The organism is Sphingobium sp. B1D7B, assembly GCF_025961965.1.
Taxonomy (GTDB): domain Bacteria; phylum Pseudomonadota; class Alphaproteobacteria; order Sphingomonadales; family Sphingomonadaceae; genus Sphingobium.
In genome coordinates, this window is the sequence record NZ_JAOQOR010000001.1 from 1,255,556 (window position 1) to 1,281,360 (window position 25,805).

Genomic DNA, 25,805 nt, shown 5'->3' on the forward strand with positions numbered 1-25,805 from the left:
TCCTCGCCGGCAGCGCTGGCGAGGACCGCCATGGAGATTGATTTGATATGAGACGTTCTACCGACCACATTCTGAGCAGCCACGGCGGCAACTTGCCCCGGCCCGCCAAGCTGGACGTGCTGCTGGCGAAGGCCGACGATCATCGCGCCGAGATCGACGAGCAACTGCCGCTGGCGGTGCAGTGGGTGGTGGACAAGCAGATCGCGTGCGGTGTCGATATCGTCAACGATGGCGAATATGTCAAAGCCGCCAATATGGGCCATTATGTGGGCTATATTCAGGCTCGCATCACCGGCTTTGGGCAACGCGAACGGCCAGAAGGCCTCGCACCCAAACGCGCATTTGTGGCCGAGCGGGATCGCCGCGATTTCCCCGGCTTCTATGAATCCGGCCTGTGGTTCGCCGGCTCGGGCGGCCCGGTGCGTCCCGGCTTTTCCAAGCCCGGCGTCGTGCCCCAGCCCTCGAAGACGGAAGCGATCTGCGATGGGCCGGTCACCTATATCGGTCAGGAAGCAATCCAGAAGGATATTGCGGCGCTCAAAAAGGCGCTGGTCGGCAAGGATGGCGCGGACAGCTTCATCGCGGCGCTCGGCCCGCTCAGCCTCGGCGCCGGCACCCGCAACCTGCATTATCGGGACGAGCGCGACTATATGATGGCGGTCGCGGCGACTATGCGCGAGGAATATAAGGCGATCACCGATGCGGGCCTGATCGTCCAGATCGACGAGCCGGAGTTCGCGACGGCGTGGATGTTCCACCCCGACTGGAGCGTCGAGGAATATCGCGATTATCTGCGCTTCTGCGTGGAGGTCATCAATCACGCGCTGGAAGGATTGCCCGAGGAGCAGGTTCGTTTCCACATGTGCTGGGGCAGTGGCCACCGTCCGCATGTGCACGATATCGGCTTTGAGCACATCGCCGACCTGATGCTGATGATCAACGCGCAGACCTATACGTTCGAGGCGAGCAATCCGCGACACGCTCATGAGTATCGCGTGTTCGAGACGCTCAAGCTGCCCGATGGCAAGATCATCGCGCCGGGAGTGGTGGGGCATTACACCGATCTGGTCGAGCATCCGGAACTGGTCGCGGAGCGGCTGGTCAACTTCGCCAAGTTGGTGGGCATGGAGAATCTCCACGCCGGCACCGATTGTGGCATCGGGTCGCGCGTGGGGCATGAGGAGATTGTCTGGGCCAAGCTGTCGGCCATGGCGGAAGGCTGCCGCATCGCCAGCAAGCGTCTGAAATCCTGATTTGCGTATGGATGCCGAGTCAAGAGGATCAAACATGGTGGATCAAGGCGATCGCAGCGTATTTCTGGTGACCGGCGGAAGCCGGGGCATTGGAGCTGCCATCGCACGAGACGCCGCCAAGGCGGGCTACCATGTGTTGCTCACCTATGCCGGCCGAGCGGACATGGCAGCGGCCGTGGTGGATGCCATTCGCGCGGAAGGCGGAAGGGCGCAGGCGGTCCAGGCGGATACTGGTGTTGCCGGCGATATCACCACGCTCTTCGCGGCCGTCGATCAGGTCGGCCCACTGGCGGCGCTGGTCTATAATGGCGGCATCGTCGGTGAATCCTCGGCACTTGTGGACGCGAGCGACGACCTCCTGGTCAAGGTGGTGGATGTCAATCTCACCGGCGCCTTGCTGTGTGCGCGCGAGGCCGTGCGTCGCATGTCCACCGCGAACGGCGGGGGAGGAGGCTCGATTGTGCTGATCTCGTCGCGCGCTGCGCTCTATGGGGCGCCCGGCGAGCATGTCTGGTACGCGGCCACCAAGGGCGGAGTGGACAGCCTCGTACTGGGGCTCGCGCGCGAAGTCGCTCCGCAGGGCATTCGTGTCAACGCGGTGTCGCCCGGCCCGATCGACACCGAAATTCATGTCCCGGGGAAACTGGACCGGATCGCCTCGGCCTTGCCGATGCGCCGGGCCGGTCAGCCCGAGGAAGTCTCCGCCGCCGTCATGTTCCTGGTTTCCGACGCGGCCTCTTATGTGGCCGGGGCCAATATCGCCGTGGCCGGCGCGCGATAACGAGCGCGTAAATCCGTCATTCCGAAGTGGGGCTTATGCGCGCTCCTCCGGGTGCCGCTTTTCCAAGATTTACTGCAACAGGGCCGGTTCGGCGCGCTCAGTCGCGTGTTGTAGGCGATACTGGCTGGGCGCCATGCCAAAATGCTGGCGAAACGTGCGCGTGAAATGCGGGGCGCTGTTGAATCCCCAGCTGAACGCAATCTCCGTAATGGATCGGCCCCGCCAGCGCTCGTCGCTGAACTGCCGCGCGCATTCCTCCAACCGCCGCCGCAGGATATAGGCCGATGGGGACTCGTCGCTTACCGCGAAGATCATGCGGAGGTAGCGGTCGGACAGCTTAAGCCGTTCCGCCACGAGCGAGGGAGAGAGCGACGGGTCGCGCAGATTTTCCTCGATGAAAAGGCGGACTTTCCAGAAGCGCCGTTCCATCAGCGACGTCGCGGATGATGGTTCGTCCATGACTTCCGCGTAGGCGGTGGCCAGAACATCCAGCAAATGCGTGGCCACACGCTCGTTGAAGTGGAGACCGGGCCTTGTTTCGAGCTTGGCGGAGAGATCCTTCGCCATTGCCAGCGCGGTGGATGTCAGCCCCACATCGCCAGGAATGCGCTGGCCATAGAAGCTGTCGGGCACCGGAAAAATCTGCCGGATAGCGGTTGAGTTCACCCGGATCATGATCACTTGGGTCGGCTGCCCGAAGTGCAGCGTGTATTCGGCGCTGTGGTCGTACATGGTGATGTCACCGGGATATAGTTCGATCTGCCGGCCATAATGGCGCAGGCTGGCCCCGCCGGACAGGACGAGGATGAAGGTCGATTGACGATCGGCGGGGGTCAATGCGCCTTCCGGCCGGGAAATCGTCACGGAGCCGCACCGCATCTGGATCAGCAACAGCGGCCCGAGTTGTTCGGCCAAAAGCATGGAGTTTGGGATGCGGCTGTGCACCGTCACCTGCGCCCGCCCGCCTTTCCAGACCACGGGAGGTGCCTGACTGGGCTCAATGGCTCTCGCTCGACGCATAAAAGACGGTCCTCTCCACCGTTTTTCGTATTTCCTATACGATATCCTAGTTGCGCTGGCAGTCAATGGACCTGCGCAAGACGGTTCGCCACAAGCCTAGCTTTGCTGCGGCTCTCCGATCAGCCGTTCATAGGAGTTGCCGATGTGTAGCCGCATGGCGGCTTCGGCCCCGTCCGCGTCCCGACGGCTCAGCGCTTGCGCGATGAGCCCATGCTCGCGGCTGGCTTCGATCGCGACCTCGGTATTCGATTTCAGGCGAAAAATGTGGAGGTGCGCGTGCAGCCGTCCCAGCGTCTCTTGAATGATCGTATTGCCGCTGCCGCGCGCGATCATCTCGTGCAATTCCGCATCGCGATCGGCGTAGTCATCATAGCCGAAAACATGGGTCTGCGGGTCCATCAGCGCGACATGGCGTGTCAACGCGCGCATATCCGCGTCGGTCATGTTTAGCGCCGCATGTCGGGCGGCGTGCGGCTCCAGCAGCAATCGGACGGCGAAGAGATCGTCGATCTGCGTCCTGGAAAGCTGCGGCGCGCACCAATACCCGGCATAGAGGCGCCGCACGACCAGGCCGATCGCTTCCAGCATGCTCAAGGCCTCGCGGATCGGTGTTTGCGAAATGCCGAGTTCGCGGGCCAACTTGTCGATCGAGATCCGCGAGTCTGGCGGAATGCGCAGAGCCATGATGTCCGCGCGAATGATCTGGAACACGTCTTCGACCAGGCCGTGCCTGCGCTGGAGTTTGCGCCGGGCACGCACGGACGAGCGGGACGGTCGGGTGTCGGCGGCGCCTTCATCGGCAGGGAAGTCAAGGGGCGGGGTCATCGTCGGGCGTTTATAGCGCGCCGGGCCGGCGCTGTCCGGCAGAACGGCACGCCGCAGATACTATCGCGCGTCCATGCCGGATTGGCGAAGCGGAAGTTCCGCCTGAGGCAGGTTGGGAAGGCCCGGAAACCGCGCTTCTTGGACGAGTGGGATGCAATGTGGTTTACCCGGCCATCCGTGGATGGACAATTCGCTCCGCCTGCGAACGGCAGGCAAAGGTCGCGAGGCGATAGGGGAGCGGATATGCAACTGACGAATAGAAACCGGCCCGACCGCGTGCCGGAGGATGAAGCGCCCCAACCCTCCGGGCCGAAGCCGCGCTTCTACGACAGTCGCCAGAATTACCTGATGTTCGTGCACAGTTGTACCGAGAAGCTGGTGATCGCCGACCGCGTGGCGCAGGAGCTTGAGCATCTCGATCCGCAGCAGCCCGCACTGAGGTTCTTCGATGCCGGCGTTGGCGACGGCACCGTGATGTCGCGCCTACTGCGCGCCATGCACCGGCGCTTCCCGCACTTGCCCTTCTATGTGGTCGGCAAGGAGATTAGTCTCGAGGATTTGCGCCTCGCGCTCGACAAGCTGCCGGATCGCTTCGTCGAGCATCCCGAAACGGTCGTAGCACTCACCAACATCTCCTATGCCGAGGCGCCCTGGCTGCGCCGGTCGCGTCCGCAGGCGCAGAAGGCGCTGGTCTGGAAGGACGTCGCATTGAACGGCGAGACCTCCGCCGACATGGAGCAGCAAATCCAGTCTCTCATGCCGTTTCTCGCGGACCATTGGCGGATGAAGGCCAACCCTGCGACGGGCGCATTGTCGCCAGAAACGCCGACTGTGCTCCTGCTCTATCGTGAAGCCTATCGGTTCATCCTCGACCGGGTCATTCCTCGCCCGGCCGCGACACGGGCCGATTTCGATTTGGTCCTGGCGAGCCAGCCCTTTCGCCTCAAGGCCGACGTGCAGTTCAAGGCTGAGCGCGTGCTGGCGCCGTTGGCGCGGGCCTTGCGCCCCGGCGGCCGACTGATCGTGGTGCAATCCGCCGGCGACGATCCGGCCATGGATATCATTCGCAAGGTCTGGCCGGAGGAGCAGCCCTTTCCCTACGGCCGGCAGGACCTGATCCGGGCCACGCAAGCAGCCTTGTCCGGCGGCACCGCCCATTATGCCTTCGACACGCTTTCCGATGAAGCCGCGTCGATTCGCTTCGAAATGCACGTGCTGGGCAGCGAAGGCGACCGGGATGCCACGCTCATCGGTACGTCTGCGCTTTATTCCGCCTGGATCGCCGCAACCTATGTGGCGCAAATCGAGAATGAGCGCGTGGCCGAGCAAATGACAGGACCTGGCTATCTGGCTGCCACCCGGGAGGTTCTGGCAAAGCACGGGCGCTTGTGGTTCCGGGACGAGTGTCTGGTCATCGAGCGGGTCGAGTGACGGGGGATGATGCTTGTCGCTGCGGTGTCGCGGGTTGACCCTGCCGTTTTCGTCAGAAATGCAGACGCACGGATAGGGCCAAATCGCAACCAATCACGTCTGACAGGACAGCTGGCTGATCACTATAGAACGTCAGATCTCCTGCCCTGAGCACTGGCATCTCGCTCTGACGATCTCAACGCTGAGCAACCCGACGCCGGGCGGTCGCCCTCTCCTGACCGGACTTGATCTGCCACAGTGAAACGCCATTTGAGTGGCGCCGGATAGGGAGTCGGCGAAATACATGCCGAAGAACTGCTACTATAACGGCCCCGTCACCGATCATTTCGACGGTCTCCGCTTTCACAATTTACGCGACGAACCAGAGACGGACCGCTCACTGCGGGACGTGATGCGCTGGAAGCGCAACGTCCCCGATAATCCCTGGCCCAAGTCGGTCGCGGTGAAGCCTGTCGTGCCGGACGAAAGGGTCGACGGCCTGCGTGTGACGATGATTGGCCACGCCACCCTGTTGATCCAGATCGGGGGCTACAATCTCGTCACAGACCCCGTTTGGTCCGATCGCGCCAGCCCGCTCTCGTTCGCCGGGCCTCGACGCATCTGCGCGCCCGGCGTTGCGCTGGCGGACCTTCCCCCGCTCGACGCCGTGTTGCTCTCCCACAATCACTACGATCATCTCGACATCGCGACGCTCAAGGCGCTTCACAGTCGTCACCATCCGCTGATCGTCACGCCGCTGGGCAACGACTATATCGTCCGCAAGCACATTCCGGCTGCCCGCTTTGGCGTGGGAGACTGGGGCGACAGCATCGAGGTTGCGCCGCGCCTCAAGGTGCATATCGTGCCCGCACTCCACTGGTCGTCGCGCGGATGGCGCGACCGGCGCATGGCCTTGTGGGCGGGCTTCGTGATCGAGGCGGCCGGCAGGCTCGTCTACTTCGCCGGCGATACTGGCTATGGCACCGGCGGCATCTTTCGGCGGATGCGCGACCGTTTCGGCGCCATGGACCTCGCGATCATCCCGATCGGGGCCTATGATCCGCGCTGGTTCATGGCCGCCCAGCACACCGATCCGGAGGAAGCGATCCAGATCATGCTGGACCTTGAAGCACGAGCCGCCATCGGCATGCACTGGGGCGCCTTCAAGCTCACCGACGAGCCATGGGACGAACCCCGGACGCGCTTGCAGGCCGGTCTGGTCGCGAAAGGGATCGATCCGACCTGCTTTCCGGCGCTCCGGGCGGGAGAAACTCGAGACCTGTCATTCGTCGGCCTAGAATCCCGCGTGATGTGATTGACATAGGGACAAAGATCAAGCGCCCTCGAGCTGAACTCAGGCACATTGCCTACGTGATATTCTGCGCTCGACCAGAAGTCGATCGATGGCATGGACGGATTGCTGTCCCTCGGTGCCCTCATCCACATCGATCACCAGGACAGGTCAAAGACCGTTATTTCCTTTTCTTGACGCGAAGGATCAATATGCGGCTACGAGATCTAACCACTCGGTGGATGTGACAGTTAAACCATTAATTCGATAATGTTCGGCAGCGCCTCGGCATAGCGTGCAACGTCGTGAAGATGACCGACGGAGACGCGGGAGTACTGCGTCCACTCACCGAACGCGCCCCGAATGACGATGTTGCGATCGCGCATGGCGCGGTCGAGGGCGTCGGCATCCGGGACTTTGACGAAGACGAAATTGGTCTGGCTGGGCAGGGCGGTCAAACCGGCGCGGGCGACGGCATCCAGGATCATTTCGCGCCCCTCGCGGATCGAGGCGAGGGATGCGGCGAGGAAGGTCTCGTCATTGTAGCAGGCGATCGCGGCAGAGATGCCTGCGACGTTGCCGCCAAAACTCGTCATGTAGCTGCGGATGCGCGCGGCATTCTCTTCGCTGGTCAGCGCATAGCCGACGCGCAGCCCAGCCATGCCGTAGATTTTCGAGAAGGTCCGGGTGACGATCACATCTTCACCACCGCGGACCAGATCGACCAGCGAGCTTTCCTCCGGCTGATCGGAGAGTTCGTTATAGGCTTCGTCCACCAGCAAGGTCGCGCCGCTTTGCGCGACGGTGCGCGCGAAAGTGCGCAGGGCGGCGTTGTCCAGCGCCATGCCGGTCGGGTTGTTCGGGTTGACGAGGTGGACGAGCGCAACGTCTTCGCTGAGGTGGCCCGCCATGCCATCGAGATCGAAGTTCATGTCCGCGGCCAGCGGGACATAGATGCACGCGACGCCCTTGCGTTCCGCGAAGAGGATTGGCGCGTCCCAGAACAGGCTGGGGCAGATGATCGATCCCTTCTGCCCCCAGGCCAGCGCGGTTGCGCACAGGATTTCGGTCGATCCGGCGCCGAGCACGACCTGCGCGGGCGTCACGCCATGGCGCTCGGCGATCATCGAGGTGAGATGGAAGACGCCCCGGTCGGCATAATAGCAGCCGGACCCGGCCGTTTCAGCGAGTGCCTTGAGCGCGCTGGGGGCGGGGCCGAACGGATTTTCGTTCCCCACGAGCCGCGCCTGGCCGGGGAGCGGCCCAAACAGGCTGGCGACTGGCGCATCGCGATCGGTCTGCAGGAAAGGAACATTCACGGCCCCGCCTTGAACCAGGCCAGGTGCCCGGGCCGGCGCGCGCTTCTTGTCCTGCATCATCTCGATATCTCCTAAGGTCTTTATTGTGCGATGGGGGCCCGCTGATGGGGACGGCCATCAGGCGCTAAGCCTGCCGCAGAGGCGCGGCTGGGCGAAACCTGCCGCGCGCCCCTAAACAATGGCCAGAAATTAGAAATTGCGTTGATATTGAATGGTTTGATCGAAATCTTATTCGGCGGGAATCTATGGCCCTGCCGTGGGACCGTCAAGAAAACGGCCATGAACCGGGCGCATAACCAATATCAGAATTCATCATTGGTGTTGGCCGAGGCAGCATCTCAATTTGAGGTGGATTATAAAGGCGATGGGCCAGCGTGATGTTCGCGCGGTTCAGGCAAGCCTGCGCGCGTGTGACGGACGCTGAACGAAGCATTGTCATACGCCGCGTCGGGGCCGTGGCTGAGGATGTGCTGTGACTTTCATCGAAAAGACCGACCGCATTACCATTGACGATCTGCGCCGCACCGGTGCGACGAAATGGGCGGTGCAGGATGATCTGATCGGCGCCTTCGTCGCGGAGATGGACTTCGGTATCGCGCCCGTGATCACCAAGGCGCTGCATGAAATCGTCGATCAGGGGGCCTTCGGATATCTGCCGACCCGCTTCACTGCCGAGTTGCGGGCCGCAACGGCGCAGATGCTTCAGTCGCGTCACGGCAGGACGGTCGAGCCTGCCGATGTGCGCGTGGTGCCGGATGTCATCAAGGCGCTGGAGCTGGCGATCGAGCATCATTCGCGGGCCGGATCGAAAATCATCGTGCCGACCCCATCCTACATGCCCTTCCTCTCCATCCCGCCGATGATGGGACGCGAGGTCATCGAAGTGCCGATGCGGTATGAGGATGGGCATTATGCGCTCGATATGGCCGGCATCCAGGAGGGGTTCGATCAGGGCGGCAACCTGCTGATCCTGTGCAACCCCTATAATCCCGTGGGCCGTGTGTTCAGCCGCGCGGAGCTGGAAGCCGTTGCGGAACTGGTTGAGCGCAATGGTGGCCGGGTGTTCTCCGATGAGATTTGGGCGCCGCTGACCTATGCCGGCAACCGGCACCTGCCTTATGCCTCGGTCAACGAGGTTGCGGCGGGCCACACCATTACCGCGCTCTCCGCATCAAAGGCGTGGAACTTGCCGGGGCTGAAATGCGCGCAGGTGATCACGAGTAACGATGCGGATCGGGCGATCTGGAACAGGATCGGCTTTTTCGCGGCCCATGGCACCGCCAATCTCGGCGTCGTGGCCAATGCCGTGGCCTACCGCGAGGGCTTTCCCTGGCTGGAAGACGTGGTGGCCTATCTTGACCGGAACCGCAGGGCCATGGCGGACCTCGTTCACGATCTGCTGCCGGACGTGCACTACCATATGCCGGAGGGCACCTATGTCGGCTGGCTGGACTTTCGCGGGTCCGCTGTCGCCGACAATCCGGGTGCCTTCTTCAAGGAGAAGGCCGGCGTCTATCTCACCGAGGGCGTGACGTGTGGCAAGGACTTCGCAGGGTTCGCCCGCTTCATTTTCGCCACGCCCCTACCCATCATGCAAGAGGCAATGGACCGGATGAGCAAGGCGATGAAGGCGCTGTGATTGCGGCCGCCGGGATGGGTCTTCAGCCTCACCCGCCCCGGTTCTTCGTCGCGTCGTTGAACATGCCGAACATCGACTTGCGCAGCCATGAGACGAGCGGATCATTGTTATAGCGGCGGTGCCAATATTGCAGCACCTCGATGGTGCCGGTGTCGAAATCCAGCTCCAATATCTTGATATCGTGGATCTTCTTCATGAAGGTGGCGAGCGATCGCGGGTAAAGCGCGATCAGCGTCTTGTCATTCGAGACGATGAAGGGCGTCGCGCTCGCATTGGGCGTGATGATCCGGGAGTTGCGGCGCAGGCCCCGACTGTCGAGCATATGATCAACCCGTGTCTTGGCGGCGGAGCGGATCTGATGGATGACATGATCGGCAGCGGCATAATCCGCGATCGTCATGACGCCCTCATAGGGATAGTCGGTCGCGCAGATGACAACCATGTCGTCGTCGTAGAGCTTCTGGCACATCAAATCGAGCGAGGGCGAGGCGATGAAGCCCACATAAAGATCGAGCTTGCCGTCCAGCAATTCCTGCTCGGCTTCATGGGCAAGGCTCATGACTGTCTGGATCTTGCAACTCGGCGCCGTGTTGCGGACGAACTCGAGGAGTGTCGACATCAGCATGATCTCGCCGACATCGCCGAGCGCAAGATGCAGGGTCCGCTCGGCCAGTTCCGGCTGGAAGGATGCAGTCGAGAGCAGGATATTCCCTGCTGATTGAAGAATCTCGTTGATCGGGCCCGCCAGTTCCAGCGTTTTTGGGGTCGGCATCATGCGGTTGCGCGTCTTGACGAACAGCTCATCCCCCAGCAGGCGGCGCAACCGGGTGAGCGCGTGACTGGCCGAGCTTTGCGACATGGACAGCTCGTCGGCGGCGGCGCTGACACTCTGATGCTCCAGGACCGCACCCAGCACGACCAGCAGGTTCAGATCGAAATTGCGAAGCTTGCCATATTCCATATCCGCTCCTTATTCCGTCGCAGTCGCTTGCGCGAGGCTTCAGCGTTATCCTCTTTGCCGGCAAAGGCCAGCGCCCACGATGCGACAGGCTCGGCCGCGCAGAGGCGCGCTCTTGTTTAGCTGATTGGACTGCTCATCGAAGGCCCGGTGCTATGCAGCAGGTCGATGACCAATATGGATCAGGCGCCATGGTGGGCGCCGCGGCGCCATGTTAGCCATCGGGAAAATATCATCCGGGCGAACGCGCATCCCACCCAATTGCCTTCGCCGTGCATGATGGACAATGAGGGGCTGCAGCCCGACCTGAGAGGATGACGACCGTATGAGCGGAGTTGGATTTAGCGGCGTATCTGCGCATCGCATCGCCCCCGTTTCATATCGAGTTTGAAGGCCGTTCTATGTCATCGATCCCTTCTTCAGCCGCCGCACCGGCCGCTCTTGACGCCTCAGTATCGCGCGACGGCGGGTGGACCCCCCGGTCGATCTATATGCTCGCCTTGCTCACCCTGGCTTATGCCTTCAACTATTTCGACCGGCTGCTGATCTCGCTGCTCTTCCCGCTCATTCAGGCGGACCTCAAGCTGACCGACACAGAGCTGGGTCTGATCACCGGCGTTGCCTTCGTGCTGATCTATGCGGTGATGGGCATTCCCATTGCGCGACTGGCGGACCGATGGAACCGCAAGATGATCATCGGCATCGGCTTCTCCTTCTGGAGCGTGATGACGCTGGCGACGGGCTTCGTCACCAATGTGTGGCAGATGGCGGCGGCGCGCTTTTTGATGGGCGCCGGCGAGGCTGCGGGCACGCCGCCCTCCACCTCGCTGCTCTCGGACATTTTCGACAAGAAGCATCGGCCGCTGGCCTTCTCCATTATGGCATCCGGGACCGCGATATCCGGGCTGGTGTTCACGCCCATCGCGGGGTGGATGGGGCATCTTTATGGATGGCGCGTCGTCTATTGGGTGGCCGGTTGCGTGGGCCTGGGCCTGGGTCTGCTGATGATGCTGACGGTGCGCGAGCCGCAGCGGGGCCGCTTCGATGACAAGGCGCCGGATGGCGAGGCCGCCAAGCCGACATTCAAGAGCTCGCTGGCCTTCCTGCTCAAGCGCCGCACTTATGTGTTTGCGACACTCGGCGCCGCCTTGGTGACGATCTCCTTCTATGCGCACATTGTTTGGAGCACGACCTTCATGCTGCGCGTGCACGGCATGAGCGTGGCGGAGAGCGCCAGCCTGCTCGGCCCCATTCGGGGTATTTCCGGTCTTGTCGGGGCGATCGGCGGTGGCATCCTGCTCGCGCGCCTGCTGCGCTATGACGAGCGCTGGCGGATTTGGCTCCCGGCTCTGTGCTTCACCGCCGTCGGCCTTTCGCAATATGTCTTTCTCTTCTCGACGAATATCCTTTTCGTGGCGATCGGGGCGGCCATCGACAGCGTCGCCGCGAGCATGATGGTGCCATTGCTGTCCCTGTTGCTGATTCAGGTGATGCCGGTGCCGATCCGCTCCTTCGGCATGGCGCTCTACGTCCTCTCCATCGCCATTCTCGGCCAGATCATCGGCCCGCTGGGCGTCGGCATCCTCAACGACCAGCTGGCGACGATCTGGCAGGATGAGGCGATCCGCTATTCCATGGCGATCACGGCGTTTGTGGGGGTGATTGCAGGCCCCATCATGCTGCGGGCCGGGCGCCATCTCTCCAGTGACACAGCCGAAGCGCGGACATGGGCCGGTGCGTGAGGGCAGAACCATGAGCCGAACAGATCTCGTCCGGATATGGGCTGTGTCCCTCGCGGCTGTGGTTCTCTCAGCCTCCACGATTGCTGCCAGCGAACCGGCCGTGACCGTGTTCACGGCCGAGCAGGCGAGCGCGGGCGAGAAGGCCTATAACAGCCAGTGCGCGATGTGCCACGGCGCGGAACTGCGCGGTCCCAATGCGCCCGGCCTTGTCGGCACGGATGTGATGCAGAATTTCGACACGGTGGCAGGGCTATATAGCTACATCAGCACAGCAATGCCGCCGCAGGCGCCCGGGCGACTTGCCGAGCAGGATTATCTGAACATCGTCGCCTATATCCTCAAGGCGAACGGCGCCCGCGCCGGCGCAGTGCCGCTGATGGCGGACCCGCAAGCGATGAAGGGCATGTCCCTTGCAGCCATTGCCGGTGCGCATGGCAGCCCGGCACCTGCATCCAGCGCCCCACCCGAGGCGCCTGAGGCCGTTCCGCAAGCCTACACCTGGGGCAAGACACTGCCGAGCGTGAAGTGATCCTGCCGCGCCCGGTTGCTCAGATATGGAGTTTATAATGAGCAAGCCTCCCCTTGCTGCAATGACCTGGGCCGCTTTGGTCTTGGCAGGCCTTTCAGTGCCGTCCCACGCGCAAGGCGTGAGGGAGCGCTACGAGCCGGTCACCGACCAGATGCTGCGCGATCCGCCGGCAGGCGAGTGGCTCTCCTGGCGCCGCACGATCGACAATCAGGGATATAGCCCGCTCGCGCAGATCGACCGCGAGACAGTCGGCAAGTTGCAGCTCGTCTGGGCCTGGCCGATGGCTGATGTGGGCGTGCAGGAAACGGCGCCGCTGATGCACGATGGCATCCTCTTCCTGCAGACCAACAACAATATCGTGCAGGCGCTCGATGCCCGCACAGGCGACCTGATCTGGGAATATCGCCCGGCCCTCGCCAAGATTCCCGCCGACTGGAGCTATCAAGCCTATCAAAGCCGCCGCCAGAAGAACTCCATCGCGCTCTATGAGGACAGCGTGGTGCTCACCACGGTCGATGCGCGCATCATCATATTGGACGCGCGGACGGGCGAGGTCCGCCGCGAGGTGCAGGCTCTCGATTACCGCAAGGGCTATAGCTACACGGTCGGTCCGCTCGTCGTGAACGGCAAGATCATCTCGGCGATTTCGGGCTGCTCGACCGCCGGTTCGGCCGGCGGCTGCTACATCATGGCGCACGACTTCAAGACGCTCAAGGAGTTGTGGCGCGTCAACACTATCGACGATCCCGCCAATCCGGCGCAGGGCCGGAGCTGGGGGGAGGTGCCGCCGGCCAATCGCTGGGGCGGCACGCCCTGGGCAACTGGTTCTTACGATCCCCGGACGAACACCACCTTCTGGGGCACCGGCGGCCCCGGCCCTTATTCGGAGCTGATCCGCGGCACCGGCAAGGGCAACGTCCTCTACACCAATTCGACGCTGGCAATCGATGCCGATACCGGCAAGATCAAATGGTATTACCAGCATCTCCCCCGCGACAACTGGGATCTGGACAGCCCCTTCGAGCGCGTGCTGGTCGATGTGCCGGAGGGCGGCAAGATGCGCCGCCTGATGATCTCCGTGGCGGGCAAGAACGGCATCTTCTTCGCCCTGGATCGCGACACGGGGAAATATCTCTGGTCGAAGGACACGGTGTTCCAGAATTCCGTCTCGCGCATCGATCCGGACGGGACGGTTCATCCCAATGAGGCGATGATCATCAAGGCGCTGGGCGAGGAAGTGAACATCTGCACCTCCATTTCCGGCGGCAAATTGTGGCAGGCCGGTGCCTACAGTCCGCTCACCGGGCAATTCTATGTGCCGCTGACGGAGGCGTGCAACACCATCTCGGCCACGCAGACCAAGTTCACCACCGGCAACATCATCGCGTCCATGAAGTTTGGGCCGCGTACCTTGCCTGAAGGCGTGACGGATGCGGGGCTGGTCGAGGCGATCAGTGTTGGCGCGCGCAAGCCGAGGGTTGAAGGCTGGAAGGCGCGGCAGCGCACCGTCCCGACATCCTCGCTGCTGGCGACCGGGGGCGGGCTGGTGATCGGCGGCGATGCGGGCCGCTTCGTCAAGGCCTGGGACCAGAAGACCGGCGTGGTCCTCTGGCAGCAGCGGCTCAATGCGCCGGTCGGCGGCTCGCCGATGACCTATGAGCTGGACGGCGAGCAATATCTCGTCGTCCCCACCGGCTATAGTGTTTCGGCAAGCTCCATCGCGGCGGCGTTCCCGGAGACACCGCTGCCCTCCGGCGCGGGCAACTCGATCTTCGTGTTCAAGCTGCCGGCGAAGAAATGACCTGCCTGAACAACGTCCTCAAAAGGCGTCGATGGGAATCTTGAGGTAGCGCACGCCATTGCCTTCGGGCTCGGGCAGGCGGCCGCCCTGCATGTTCACTTGAATGGAGGGCATCAGGAGCTGAGGCATGGCAAGCGACCTGTCGCGCGCCTCGCGCATCGCGACGAAACTCTCCTCATCGATGCCGTCCCGCACATGGATGTTGTCCGCGCGCTGGGCGGCCACGGTGGTCTCCCAACAGAAAGTGTCGCGGCCCGGCGCCTTGTAATCATGGCAGAGGAACAGGCGCGTCTCGTCTGGCACGGCGAGAAGGCGGCGGATCGAGCGAAACAGGGTGCGCGCATCGCCGCCGGGAAAGTCCGCGCGGGCCGTGCCGTAATCCGGCATGAACAGCGTGTCGCCGACAAAGGCGGCGTCGCCGATGAGAAAGGCGAGATCAGCGGGGGTGTGCCCGGGCACATGGAGAACCTGGCAGTCGAGATTGCCCAAGGGCAGGCTGTCACCATCCTCGAGCAGCCGGTCGAACTGCGAGCCATCCCGCGCGAAATCGCTGCCGGCATTGAACAGCCGCCCGAACAGCGCCTGCACGGTGATGATCGCGCGGCTGACCGCCAACTGGCCGCCGAGCCTCGCCTGCAGATAGGGCGCTGCGGAGAGATGATCGGCATGGATATGGGTTTCCAGATGCCACGCCACCGTCAGTCCGGCTTCGACCACATGGGCTGTGATGGTATCGGCCGAGGTGAACGCGGTGCGCCCGGAGGCCGGATCGAAATCCAGCACGCTGTCGATGATCGCCGCCTGCCGGGAGGCCGGATCATGCACGACATAGCTGACGGTAAAGCTCGGCTCATGGAAAAAGGCGGCGATCCGGGGACCGCCGCGCGCTTGGCACATCGTCATGCTTGTTGGTCTCGAATGGGCGCGGACAGCCGGCGAACCGGCCGTACACGGACCGGGGCTTGTTCAGGCGGTCGGCATCTTCAGGCCGAAGATGGAATGCAGGCCGGGATGGCGACCGATGCCGCCGAACAGATCGCAGCCGCGCTCATACCAGTCGCGCAGGAAATCATCCTCGGGGAGGGGCGGCGTCTTCGCGACGGAGGCGGCCCACAGGAAGATGGAGAGCGCGGAATAATCGGCAAAGTCCGGCGCCTCGCCGCCGAGCCATCTGCGCTCGCGCAGCACTTCGCGCAGCGGCTCGAGCTGCGGCACGACCAGCGGCAGGCGCTCTTCCCGTCCGGCCTGCGCGTCCTCCAGCGTGCGTCCGCCCAGAAAATCCCGCTCGCGGCTTTCGCGCACATAGGGGCGATCTTCCGGCAGGGAGAGATCGTGATAGTCGAGGATGTAGCATTGGAACCAAGGCTTGATCGCGGTGGCCCACAGCCAGGTATCCAGGAACTTCACATAGTCATGATGGTCCGCATTGCGGAACAGCATCGGTCGGTCGGGATAGGCGCGGTCGAGATAATCCGCGACGACGAAATCGCCGCTGCGCAGGCTCTCGAACACCCATGTGTCGCCATCGCTGATGCCGGGATGGAAATCGGTGCGGCCACCAGTGCGGCGCGAGAGCGAGGTAAAGCCCCCCTCGCTCATCTCGGCCTCCAGCCCCTTATGGGCCACGGCATATTTGGCCTGCCAGCAGAAGGGGCTGATCGTCGCGCCGGTGACGAGATTGAGGTCGTAGATGCGGATGGGGTTGGTCTGGGTCATGGCACTCTCTTTCGCCGGCCGGGGGGCGTGGCGGGGTTTGTTCGAGGGAGGTCTGATGCCGTTCGCTCAGGCGGAGGCAGGCTTGGCGGAGGTGGGCTGGGCGGGGCCTTTGGCCTTGGGCAGGGCCGGATCGGCGCCCCATTCCGTCCAGCTTCCATCGTAAAGCGCGACATCCTCCTTGCCGATCCGCTCCAGCGCGAGGGCAAGCGCGCAGGCGACGACACCGCCCCCGCAACTGGTGATGATCGGCTTGGAGAGGTCTACGCCGGTGTTCGCGAACACGCCCCTGAGCGTTTCGTCGCTCTTGAATGTCCCGTCCGCCTCGAACAGATCCCAGAAGGGCACGTTGATCGAGCCGGGCACATGGCCGGATGCAACGGCGGGATTGGGGTCTTCATCCGCGCCGCTGAAGTGGGCCGCGCCGCGGCCGTCGATATGCTGCGCGGTCTTGTCCTCGATGTTGCGCAGAACGTCCGCCTTGTCGCGCAGGCGCGTCTCGTCGAAGGACGCTGTAAACGTGCTGGGCGTTCGCGTCTCGATACCGGTGGCGAGCGGCCGCCCCTCGGCCTTCCATTTCGCCAGGCCGCCATCGAGCATGGCAACATTCGGCAGGCCGTACATGCGGAACATGAACCAGGCCCGCGCCGCCGTCTTCACCACGCTGTCATCGTAAATAACGATGCGTTGATCGGCAGAAACGCCCAGCTCGCGCATCCGGGCCGAAAACTGCTCCGCCTGCGGCATCGTATTATCGATGGGGGAGGCGGCATCGACCAGATGAAGCAGATCGAGAAACACCGCGCCCGGAATGTGCCCTGCTTCATATTCGGCGGCGGACTGCCGCTCCGGCTCGAAATGGTGCCGCGTCGCATCGACGATGCAGAGATCGGGAGCGCCAAGCTGCTCGGCGAGCCATTGAGTGGAAACGAGATTGTCCATAGCGGTCCTCATCGATGCCGGGCGACCCGTGTTTCGCGATGCGTCGCCATGCTGTTGTGCCGGTCAGGCAAAATCCGGGGCCTGTGACGGCCCCGGACCTGAACTTTCATTGTCTGCTCAGAACTCGTAGCGGGCGGTGACGGCCCACTCGCGCGGTCTGGACGGGGTGGCCTGGATGCCGGCCGTCGAGGTCGGGCCAATGCCGGTATAATAGAAGGTATCGGTCAGGTTGCTGATCGACGCCGAGAGCGTCAGCCCGCTCGCATCCGGCTGCCAGCTCACCCGCGCCCCGAGCAGGCCATAGCCCGGCTGGGACTGGCTGAGTGTGTTGGCCAGATCGTACCAGATGCGGCTGCGCCAGTTCCAGTCGGCCCTCACGCTCACCTCGCCGGCGGAACCCAGGTCGAAGTCATACTGCGCCGCGACGGCATAGTTGAACGCCGGGGCGCCGACCGGTTCGCAGGTTGCGCACGGGCCGTTGGGAACAGCCGCCGCCGCGCCCAGATCGGTATACGCGAAGTCATTATACCCCAACATGCCGTTCAGGGTCAGGCCCTGCGTGGGACGCACCGTCACCTCGGCTTCCACGCCGCGAATGCGGGCGGTGCCGGCATTGGTGCGCAGCGAGTTGGGAACGCCGTTGAGATCCGGCACGATGGCGGTGACCTGACGGTTGGTGAAGTCCGTCTGGAAGACCGCAAAATTGGCCTGTACGGCGCGATCCAGCAGGTTGAGCTTCGCGCCCAACTCGTAGGACGTCACCGTTTCCGGCAACACCGCAGTCACCTGCGCCGCGCTGAGCGGACGAGGATTGAAGCCACCCGAGCGGAAGCCGCTGGAAACCGAGCCGTAAAGGAACACGTCTTCGCTGGCCTTGAAGTCCAGACCGACGCGATAGTCGACGCGGTCATAGGCGACATCGGCCGTGGTGTAAGCGAAGGGCCGCGTGCCGGTCTCGTAATAGAGACGGTCGAACACATAGTCCTTCTTCTCGTTGCTGTAGCGCAGGCCACCGTTCAGCTTGAGCTGATCGGTGAGCGCAAAGGCGACATGCGCGAAGGCCGAGTAGTTCTTGCTCTTCGAGATATCCTTGGTGAACTGGGTCAGGTTGAGCGTGGCGAAGTAGACCCAGCTGTCATAATTGCCGGTCGCCGTATAATAATAGCCGCCCAGGGTCCAATCCAGCCGGTCATCCATCATCAGGCCGGACAGGCGGACTTCCTGGCTGAACTGGTGGTGGCCCAGAGTCTCCGCGCTGCCGCCCAGGTCCATCGGCGAGCCATCGCCATCGCGCCCGAAGAAGCCGTCATATTTCCGCCATGCCGTGATCGAGGTGAGGCTGATATTCTCGCCCAGCTTCCAGTGGATCTTCCCGGTGATGCCCCACTGATCGAGATTGCTCTCATTGGGCAGGGCCAGACCGTTGCGGCCGGGCTGATAGGCGGCATAGGTCGTGTAGGGCGAGTTGGTGATGAAGCGGCTGTCGTAGGGAATCCCGTACAGCGGCACGCCGATGGTGGCATTGTATGACGTCAGTGTCGGGCTGATGGTGAGCAGCTTGTAGGCGCTCTGGGCCGTATGATCGCGGGAATAATCGCCCGTCACGGTCACTTCGAGGTCATCGCTCACCAGCGCGCGCAGAGAGGCCCGCGCCGCCTTGGTGTTGATGTTGCCGAGCTTGCCGACCTCACATCCGGATTCCGTCGTTCTCTGGCGCAGCAGGTAGGACAGCGGCGCCGTGCCCGCGCCGGTGCTGCCGGGGTTGGCGCAGGCGAAGTCCAGCACGGACATATAGCCCTCGCGGCTCAGCGACGCGCCCGAAACACGCAGGAAGACGCGATCCTTGATCAGCGATGCATCGAAGGCGCCGCGCACGTCCATGCGGTCGTAGCTGCCTGCGGTCGCCTCGACATAGCCGGTGTTGCTGCCGGTCGCCTGCTTGGAAACGAGCCGAAGCGCGCCGCCGAGCGAGTTCTTGCCGAACAGCGTGCCCTGCGGACCGCGCAGAACTTCCGCGCGTTCCAGATCGAGCAGGCCAAGCACGCCGCCGAACACCGTGCCGTGATACACGTCGTCAACATAGACGCCGATCGCAGGCTCGATGGTGAACTGATAATCGGACTCGCCGATGCCACGGATGGTCGACTGGAGCGACTTGCCAAAGGCGGCGCTGCCTTCCCGCAGATAGATGTTCGGCGTGGTGTTGGACAGCGCGGTTACGTCCCGCGCATCGCGCGCCACCAGTTCGTCGCCGGTGACGGCGGTGATGGCGATCGGCACGGTCTGCAGGCGTTCCTCGCGAAAGCGCGCCGTCACCACGATGTCACCGTCGGTTCTGGCCGTCTCGGCCGCATCCTGCGCGACGGCAGGCGCCGCGACGCACAGGCTCGCCAGCACGGCTGCCGATGCAGAACAACCAAAAATCGTCTTGAGCCCCATATCACTCTCCCTTGAAATCGCTGCTACTCTAAGCGCCGCTCTTTGGGCGGTAGCTTGGCTGGCGCGTGGGCCGCGGCGGACGAGCCGGCGGCGTGTCAAGCCAACGATGGGCGGATATCATCGCTCATGAACAGCGGCCATGAGGGCGCGGCGATAACCGTTATTCAGCTTGTGCATATCGATCCCCCGTACGGCGGCGCTGATCAGGTCCGCCGCGCCTCGATAGCGGACATTTCGTCGCCATATTCGCAGATGGTCGAGCGACGCAGGTCGCGCTTCACACCGAAGTAATCGAACGGGCGGGCGCGATGCAGGGTGCACCGATTGTCCCAGATGAGCAGGTCTCCCTGCTGCCACCGGTGGCTGTAGATAAATTGCGGCTGGGATGCGAAGGCGACGAGGGCGTCCAGCAAGGCGCGACCCTCGGCTTCATCCATGCCGATGATATGGTCCGCGTGGGAGCCGATCACGAGGCACTTTCGGCCGGACGCGGACAGGCCGACAATGTCGTGGGTGACCGCCGGATACATCTCCTTGAGCGCCATCGTGCCCTCGAAGCCGATGCGCTGGCGCGAGATCCAGACATTATGCTCGGCAACGCGCCCGTCGATCCGGTTCCGCAGATCCTCGGGCAGCGCGTCGTACACGGCCCGGGTGTCGACCAGCTCCGTCTCACCGCCCTCACTGGTGACGCTGTGGCCGAGCAGGAGTGACCATTTGGTTGGCATGGCGTGGAAGGAACTGTCCATGTGGAACAGCTCATTGCCCTTGTTGTTGGCGACCGCCTTGTCGTCCGGCGCCATGATCTCTCCGTCCAGCCGAAGATTGGAGGCATCGTAGAGCAGCGGGCTGATCCGCTTGCGGGGAGCGGCGCCATCAGAGCGCGTGCCATGGGGGAGTTCCAGCGGGCCGAACGCCCGGCTGAAGCGAATGTGATCCGCATCACCGATGTGCGACTGCCCGCGGATGACGAGCACCGCATATTGCGCCATCGCCTCTTCGACGAGGTCGATCAGCGTCTGATCCGGCTCGGTGGAAAGGTCAGCGCCGATAAGTTCCGCTGCAAACAGCGGATGAAGCGGATTGATCTCCATGCATCGTCTCCCGATATTTTTATCGAGACTTATGGCGTGGCCTGACGTGGGCAACGGTGTGGTGGCGCATGGGGCCTATCGACTGCGTGCATAACGTCATCACGAAGTGGAGCTTGAGCCCGGCCCATTCTCCGCTCGCCATTGCATGCCGCACCACCGGCTTTATGTTTGACTAGAGCCCTGCGCTTGGCGCACTTGCGCTGCGGGTGCGAAAAGAGATCTCATGAGAATCGTCATCGTCGATGATAGCGGCGCGCGCGCGACGGTCCTCGAGGAAGGGCTGCGTGATGCCGGCTATGACGACATCCATGTCGTCCCCCCACGCGGCGCCTTCGTCGCGCGGCTCGAGCGCATGGCGCCGGACGTGGTGCTGATGGACCTCGGCAACCCCAGCCGCGATACACTGGAAGAAATGCTCACCGTCAGCCGTGCGCTGGCCAAGCCCATCGCGATGTTCGTCGACCAGTCGGATGACAGCATGATCGAGGCGGCGATCGATGCCGGCATCTCTGCCTATGTGGTCGACGGGCTGCGCAAGGAGCGGATCAAGCCGATCCTCGATCTGGCGATCCGTCGCTTCAATGCCTTCGCCCGGATGCAGGCCGAGCTGGACGATGCGCGCACGCAACTGGCCGACCGCAAGACGATCGATCGCGCCAAGGCCATCCTCATGGCGCAGCGCGGCCTCGGCGAGCCGGAGGCTTATGCTCTGCTGCGCTCCAGCGCGATGAACCAGGGGAAGAAGATGGTCGATATCGCCGCGGCCCTGATTACCGCGCATGATCTGCTGGGAGGCACGCCGTGACGCCGATCCGCATTGCCTTTCTAGGACTGACCGATACCGCCGTTCTCGTTGCCGCGCGCGAGAAGGGTTTTGCGCAAGCCGAGGGCGTCGCGCTCGATCTGCTGCGCGATACCAGCTGGGCTACGCTGCGCGACCGGCTCGTCTACGGCCAGGTGCAGGCTGCGCACATGCTGGCCCCGCTCGCGGTGGCGGTGACGCTGGGCTTGAGCCAGCAGCCTTGCGCGCTTTCCGCGCCCTATAAGCTCAACGTCAATGGCAACCTCATCGTCATGGCGCCGGGCTTTTCCGCCGCGCTGGAGCCGGACACGTCCGCGCGCCTCAACGATCCGCTGGCCACCGCACATGATTTCGCCACCGCCATCGGTCTGCATCATCGCAAGCCGATCATCGGCGTCGTCCATCGCTTTTCCAGCCATGCTCTTGTGCTGCGCTACTTCCTCGCCAGCGCCGGGATCGATCCCTACCGCGACGTGGTGATGCGCGTGCTGCCGCCCTCACTGATGGTCGAGGCGATGCGCGCCGGCGAGATCGATGGCTTCACGGCCGGCGAGCCCTGGGGCAGTGCGGCCATAGAGGCCGGGCTTGCCGAAGCCGTGGCGGCGAGCGAACGGCTCTGGCAGCGCGGCGTCGAAAAGGTGCTCACCTTCCGCACCGACTGGATGGAAGCCAATCCGGATGCAGTCGATGCGCTGCTGCGGGCCATGGCCAAGGCAGCGCTCTGGTGCGACGATCCCGCCAATCGCGCGGAACTGGCCTTCCTGCTCGCCGGGCCGGCCTATCTCGATCAGCCAATCCCACTGGTGGAGCGTGGGCTGGCCGGGCGCATCGTCGCGCGGCAGGGCGAGCCGCCGGTCGATCTGCCCGACTTCCTGCTCTTCGCCCGCGAGGCCACGCCCTTTCCCTGGCAGAGCCAGGCGCTGTGGATTTACTCCCAGTTCGTGCGCTGGCGCATGGTGAAGCCCGGCGAGGCGAGCCGCGCCAAGGCCGCGTCCGTCTTCCGGCCGGACATCTACCGCCGCGCGCTGGCCGACAGCGACGCGCCGATGCCGGGCGCCAGCAGCAAGGTGGAAGGCGCCCTCACCAGCCCACTCCCCATCGGCGCCCCGCGCGGCGCGATCACGCTGGGGCCAGATCGCTTCTTCGATGGTCGCAAGTTCGATCCGGATCAGATCGAGGCTTATCTGGCGGGGTTCGAGCGGGGATGAGGGGGCGGATCATCGATCCCCGCGATCCTTCGGATCGCTACCCCTCTCCCAGCTTCGACCAGGCAGAACGCTGCCAAGTCTGCGCATCCCTCTCCCTCAAGGGGAGAGGGTTTGAGCTTGGCTCATCGGGCATGAGATTGCCGCCTCCGACTCTGCCCAAAATTGTGCCTTGCAACATGAGCCGAATCGCGAGATAGTATCTCCGTTACGCGACGAGGCGTGACCGCTTGGACAGGCGCTCCATTGAGGGAGCGGGCCGCGTCCTCCCAAATTTTGCAGCAATGCCGCTGGCCAGACATGTGCATTTTTGTGCGCATCGTCTGCCGAGCGGCTTTTTTCGTTTCACCGCCCATCAGGGGGCTTCGTCACTAAGGGGACGTGACATGGCAACGATAATCAGTGACGTGACTGGCATGAGCGCCACGCAGGCATCATCCGAGAAAAGCAATTTCTGGCGCGTGGGCCACAAGCCAACGTTGATCGCCTCGTTTCTCTATTTCGATCTCGCTTTCATGGTCTGGGTGATGCTCGGCCCACTCGCGCCGGATATCTCCGCCACGCTGGGACTGTCGGCTGCGCAGAAGGGGCTGATGGTCGCAACCCCCACGCTGATGGGCGCCATCTTGCGCGTCGTGAACGGGTTGCTGGTCGACCGGATCGGCCCCAAGCTCTCCGGCGCGATCAGCCAGGTCATCGTCATCGTCGGACTGATGACGGCGTGGATGATGGGCGTGGACAGCTTCGGCGGCACGCTGGCGCTGGGCGTGATCCTCGGTTTCGCGGGCGCCAGCTTCGCCATCGCGCTGCCGCTGGCCAGCCGCTGGTATCCGCCCGAGCATCAGGGCAAGGCGATGGGTCTTGCCGGTATGGGCAATTCCGGCACGGTCCTCGCCGCGCTGTTCGCGCCGACGCTGGCCAAGCTCTTCGGCTGGAACGCGGTGCTGGGCCTCGCCTGCATTCCGCTCGCGATCGTCTTCGTGATCTACATGGTGATGGCCAAGGACGCGCCGAATCAGCCCGCGCCCAAGAAGGTCCTCGAATATTTCAAACCGCTCCAGACGGCGGACGCCTGGTGGCTGATGGGCTTTTATGCCGTCACGTTTGGCGGTTTCTCGGGACTTTCCGCCTCGCTCAGCATCTACTTTACCGATCAGTTCCTGCTCAGCCCGATCATGGCCGGCTATTGCACGGCGGCCTGCGTGTTCGCCGGATCACTGGTGCGGCCAATGGGCGGGGCGCTGGCGGATCGGGTCGGCGGCATCAACACGCTTGTGCTGGTGTTCCTCGTCGCCGCGCTGGCCCTTGCCGGGGTGAGCATGGCGACCACGCTCCCCGCCGCGCTCGGCCTCTTCGTGCTCGCCATGCTGGCCCTGGGCACGGGCAATGGCGCGGTGTTCCAGCTCGTGCCGCAGCGCTTCCAGGCGGAAATCGGCATCATGACCGGGCTGGTCGGCATGGCGGGCGGCGTGGGCGGCTTCTACTTGGCCTCCTCGCTCGGGTTTGCCAAGCAACTCACCGGCAGCTTCTCTTCGGGCTTCCTGATCTTCGCCGGCCTCGCGGTTCTGGCGCTCGCGGGGATGCTGGCGGTCAAGAGCAAGTGGCGCGCGACCTGGACGACCGGCGCGCGCATCTGATGGCGTGACGATGGGGCGGGGCCGCTGGCTCCGCCCGTCTCATCAGGGGGAAAATCATGAAATCTTTGTCTATGACGGCGGCCCTGCTGGTCGCCGCCGGGCCGGCTTGCGCCCAGGATCTGACGGTCAAGCCGCTCGCCGAACTGCGTCTGCGCTATGAGAGCGTCGATCAGGACGGGCTGGCCCAGTCGCAAGCCGATGCGGCAACGGCCCGGCTCCGCGCCGGCGCGCAAGCCAGCCTCGGGCCACTCTCCGCGCTGGTGGAAGGGCAGGGCACGCTCCGTCTCGCAGGGGATGCCTTTGACGGGTTGAACGGCGCGGCCAACCGGCCGCTTATCGCCGACCCGCAAAATGTGGCTCTGTCCCGCGCGCAGATTGCCTATCGCACGCCGTCCTTTGCGCTCACCGCCGGGCGGCAGCGCATCATGCTGGATGACGAGCGCTTCGTCGGCGCGGTCGGCTTCCGGCAGAACGGCCAGAGCTTCGATGCCGCGCGCGGAGAATGGACCGGACTTCCGGGCGTTCGCGCGGATGTCGCCTATGTCTGGCAGGTGCGCACCATCTGGGGCGTGGATGGCGCCGGTGCCCGGCCGCGCAGCATCGACGGCGATAGCGTGCTGACCAACGTCTCGGCGAAGACGCCGTTCGGCACCGTTACCGGCTTTGCCTATCTGATCGATCAGGACGAGGCGGCGGTGCAGGGCTATCGGCTGTCGAGCCAGACCTATGGCGTCCGGCTCGCGGGGACGCGCAAGCTCTCGGCCTCCACGAAGCTCGGCTATGCGCTCAGCTACGCGCGGCAGAGCGATTATCGCCGCAATCCCAATGATTATGCGGCGGACTATTGGTTGGCGGACGTGACGCTGGATGTGGCCGCCCTCAAGCTCAATGCCGGCTATGAAGTGCTCGGCGCGTCCGGCGGCGCCGCGTTCACCAGCGTCCAGACGCCGCTCGGCACCAATTTCAAGTTTCAGGGCTGGGCGGACAAGTTCCTCACCACCCCGCCCGATGGCCTGCGCGATCTCTACGCGGGCGCGAGCTACGGCCGGCGGGGCGTGACGGTGCAGGCCATCTATCACCGATTCGAGAGTGACCGGCTGGCGCGTCATTATGGCGACGAGATCAATTTCCTCGCCAGTGTGAAGCGTGATAAGGCCACGGTATCTGCGCGTTTTGCACGCTATGCGGCGGACAGCTTCGGGACCGACACCAGCAAGCTGTGGCTGCAACTGGATTGGGCGCTGTGACGATGACGCGCCGGAATCGCTTGCGCGGTTTCGCGAATCGCGTCATGTTGCAGTGCGAAGGGCAAGGACGCCCGACGGATTTCATAGCTGAGACTGGCCCGCGGATGGGCCGTCAAGGCGCGATGTGATGGCAAAGCCGCCATCCAGGCTTCGGTTCA

At 63.7% G+C, this 25,805-nt stretch carries 21 protein-coding genes; 12 read left to right on the plus strand and 9 right to left on the minus strand.

Annotated elements, in window-relative coordinates:
- Positions 1–47: 47 nt before the first annotated feature.
- Together M2336_RS05770 and M2336_RS05775 are read left to right on the plus strand one after the other, a co-directional pair.
- Complete coding sequence (locus M2336_RS05770) at positions 48–1,253, plus strand: cobalamin-independent methionine synthase II family protein (RefSeq protein WP_264574303.1); 1,206 nt, start codon at positions 48–50, stop codon at positions 1,251–1,253.
- A gap of 34 nt (positions 1,254–1,287) precedes the next feature.
- Positions 1,288–2,034: an SDR family oxidoreductase gene (locus M2336_RS05775; RefSeq protein WP_264574304.1), complete on the plus strand. Its 747-nt coding sequence runs from the start codon at positions 1,288–1,290 to the stop codon at positions 2,032–2,034.
- Positions 2,035–2,103: 69 nt separating this feature from the next.
- On the opposite strand, the gene M2336_RS05780 is transcribed toward M2336_RS05775, so the two are convergent.
- Together M2336_RS05780 and M2336_RS05785 are read right to left on the minus strand one after the other, a co-directional pair.
- A complete protein-coding gene (locus M2336_RS05780; RefSeq protein WP_264592648.1) occupies positions 2,104–3,120 on the minus strand; it encodes a helix-turn-helix domain-containing protein in 1,017 nt (338 codons plus the stop codon).
- Between the two features lie 30 nt (positions 3,121–3,150).
- Complete coding sequence (locus M2336_RS05785; protein WP_264592649.1) at positions 3,151–3,879, minus strand: GntR family transcriptional regulator; 729 nt, start codon at positions 3,877–3,879, stop codon at positions 3,151–3,153.
- Between the two features lie 243 nt (positions 3,880–4,122).
- Here M2336_RS05785 and M2336_RS05790 point away from each other — a divergent pair, with 243 nt between their 5' ends.
- Together M2336_RS05790 and M2336_RS05795 are read left to right on the plus strand one after the other, a co-directional pair.
- Positions 4,123–5,310 carry a hypothetical protein gene (locus M2336_RS05790; RefSeq protein ID WP_264574307.1) on the plus strand — a complete coding sequence of 396 codons (1,188 nt, stop codon included), beginning with the start codon at positions 4,123–4,125 and terminating at the stop codon, positions 5,308–5,310.
- 283 nt (positions 5,311–5,593) lie between these two features.
- Positions 5,594–6,604 (plus strand): MBL fold metallo-hydrolase, encoded by a 1,011-nt coding sequence (locus M2336_RS05795; protein ID WP_264574308.1) that lies wholly within the window; start codon positions 5,594–5,596, stop codon positions 6,602–6,604.
- A gap of 227 nt (positions 6,605–6,831) precedes the next feature.
- Here the strand turns inward: M2336_RS05795 and M2336_RS05800 are convergent, their stop codons facing one another.
- Positions 6,832–7,959 carry a pyridoxal phosphate-dependent aminotransferase gene (locus M2336_RS05800; protein ID WP_264592650.1) on the minus strand — a complete coding sequence of 376 codons (1,128 nt, stop codon included), beginning with the start codon at positions 7,957–7,959 and terminating at the stop codon, positions 6,832–6,834.
- Positions 7,960–8,371: 412 nt separating this feature from the next.
- On the opposite strand from M2336_RS05800, the gene M2336_RS05805 reads away from it, so the two are divergent.
- Positions 8,372–9,538, plus strand: coding sequence for a MalY/PatB family protein (locus M2336_RS05805; protein WP_264574310.1), 1,167 nt, complete (start codon positions 8,372–8,374; stop codon positions 9,536–9,538).
- Positions 9,539–9,566: 28 nt separating this feature from the next.
- On the opposite strand, the gene M2336_RS05810 is transcribed toward M2336_RS05805, so the two are convergent.
- Positions 9,567–10,499 carry a LysR family transcriptional regulator gene (locus M2336_RS05810; RefSeq protein WP_264574311.1) on the minus strand — a complete coding sequence of 311 codons (933 nt, stop codon included), beginning with the start codon at positions 10,497–10,499 and terminating at the stop codon, positions 9,567–9,569.
- Between the two features lie 398 nt (positions 10,500–10,897).
- On the opposite strand from M2336_RS05810, the gene M2336_RS05815 reads away from it, so the two are divergent.
- The 3 genes from M2336_RS05815 to M2336_RS05825 are packed head-to-tail and all read left to right on the plus strand — an operon-like array spanning position 10,898 to position 14,568.
- Positions 10,898–12,238, plus strand: coding sequence for a spinster family MFS transporter (locus M2336_RS05815; protein WP_264570812.1), 1,341 nt, complete (start codon positions 10,898–10,900; stop codon positions 12,236–12,238).
- A 10-nt stretch (positions 12,239–12,248) separates the two neighbouring features.
- Positions 12,249–12,767 (plus strand): c-type cytochrome, encoded by a 519-nt coding sequence (locus tag M2336_RS05820; RefSeq protein ID WP_264574313.1) that lies wholly within the window; start codon positions 12,249–12,251, stop codon positions 12,765–12,767.
- A 37-nt stretch (positions 12,768–12,804) separates the two neighbouring features.
- On the plus strand, positions 12,805–14,568 hold the full coding sequence (locus M2336_RS05825; RefSeq protein WP_264574314.1) for a pyrroloquinoline quinone-dependent dehydrogenase: 1,764 nt from the start codon (positions 12,805–12,807) through the stop codon (positions 14,566–14,568).
- An 18-nt stretch (positions 14,569–14,586) separates the two neighbouring features.
- On the opposite strand, the gene M2336_RS05830 is transcribed toward M2336_RS05825, so the two are convergent.
- The 5 genes from M2336_RS05830 to M2336_RS05850 form a co-directional block, all read right to left on the minus strand.
- Positions 14,587–15,471: an MBL fold metallo-hydrolase gene (locus tag M2336_RS05830; RefSeq protein ID WP_264592651.1), complete on the minus strand. Its 885-nt coding sequence runs from the start codon at positions 15,469–15,471 to the stop codon at positions 14,587–14,589.
- 63 nt (positions 15,472–15,534) lie between these two features.
- Positions 15,535–16,284, minus strand: a complete 750-nt coding sequence (locus M2336_RS05835) for a glutathione S-transferase family protein (RefSeq protein ID WP_264574316.1) — start codon at positions 16,282–16,284, stop codon at positions 15,535–15,537.
- A 66-nt stretch (positions 16,285–16,350) separates the two neighbouring features.
- The gene (gene sseA, locus M2336_RS05840; RefSeq protein WP_264574965.1) at positions 16,351–17,223 is read right to left on the minus strand and encodes a 3-mercaptopyruvate sulfurtransferase; all 873 of its coding nucleotides are present in this window, start codon (positions 17,221–17,223) and stop codon (positions 16,351–16,353) included.
- Positions 17,224–17,340: 117 nt separating this feature from the next.
- Positions 17,341–19,662, minus strand: a complete 2,322-nt coding sequence (locus M2336_RS05845; RefSeq protein WP_264574317.1) for a TonB-dependent receptor — start codon at positions 19,660–19,662, stop codon at positions 17,341–17,343.
- Between the two features lie 203 nt (positions 19,663–19,865).
- The gene (locus tag M2336_RS05850) at positions 19,866–20,756 is read right to left on the minus strand and encodes a TauD/TfdA dioxygenase family protein (protein ID WP_264574318.1); all 891 of its coding nucleotides are present in this window, start codon (positions 20,754–20,756) and stop codon (positions 19,866–19,868) included.
- Positions 20,757–20,979: 223 nt separating this feature from the next.
- On the opposite strand from M2336_RS05850, the gene M2336_RS05855 reads away from it, so the two are divergent.
- From M2336_RS05855 to M2336_RS05870, 4 genes are all read left to right on the plus strand, one after another.
- The gene (locus M2336_RS05855) at positions 20,980–21,561 is read left to right on the plus strand and encodes an ANTAR domain-containing response regulator (protein ID WP_264574319.1); all 582 of its coding nucleotides are present in this window, start codon (positions 20,980–20,982) and stop codon (positions 21,559–21,561) included.
- On the plus strand, positions 21,558–22,766 hold the full coding sequence (locus M2336_RS05860; RefSeq protein ID WP_264574320.1) for a CmpA/NrtA family ABC transporter substrate-binding protein: 1,209 nt from the start codon (positions 21,558–21,560) through the stop codon (positions 22,764–22,766). Before M2336_RS05855 ends, M2336_RS05860 begins: the two co-directional genes overlap by 4 nt.
- A 383-nt stretch (positions 22,767–23,149) precedes the next feature.
- On the plus strand, positions 23,150–24,400 hold the full coding sequence (locus M2336_RS05865; protein WP_264574321.1) for a nitrate/nitrite transporter: 1,251 nt from the start codon (positions 23,150–23,152) through the stop codon (positions 24,398–24,400).
- Positions 24,401–24,456: 56 nt separating this feature from the next.
- Positions 24,457–25,647 (plus strand): alginate export family protein, encoded by a 1,191-nt coding sequence (locus tag M2336_RS05870; protein WP_264592652.1) that lies wholly within the window; start codon positions 24,457–24,459, stop codon positions 25,645–25,647.
- Positions 25,648–25,805: the final 158 nt, after the last annotated feature.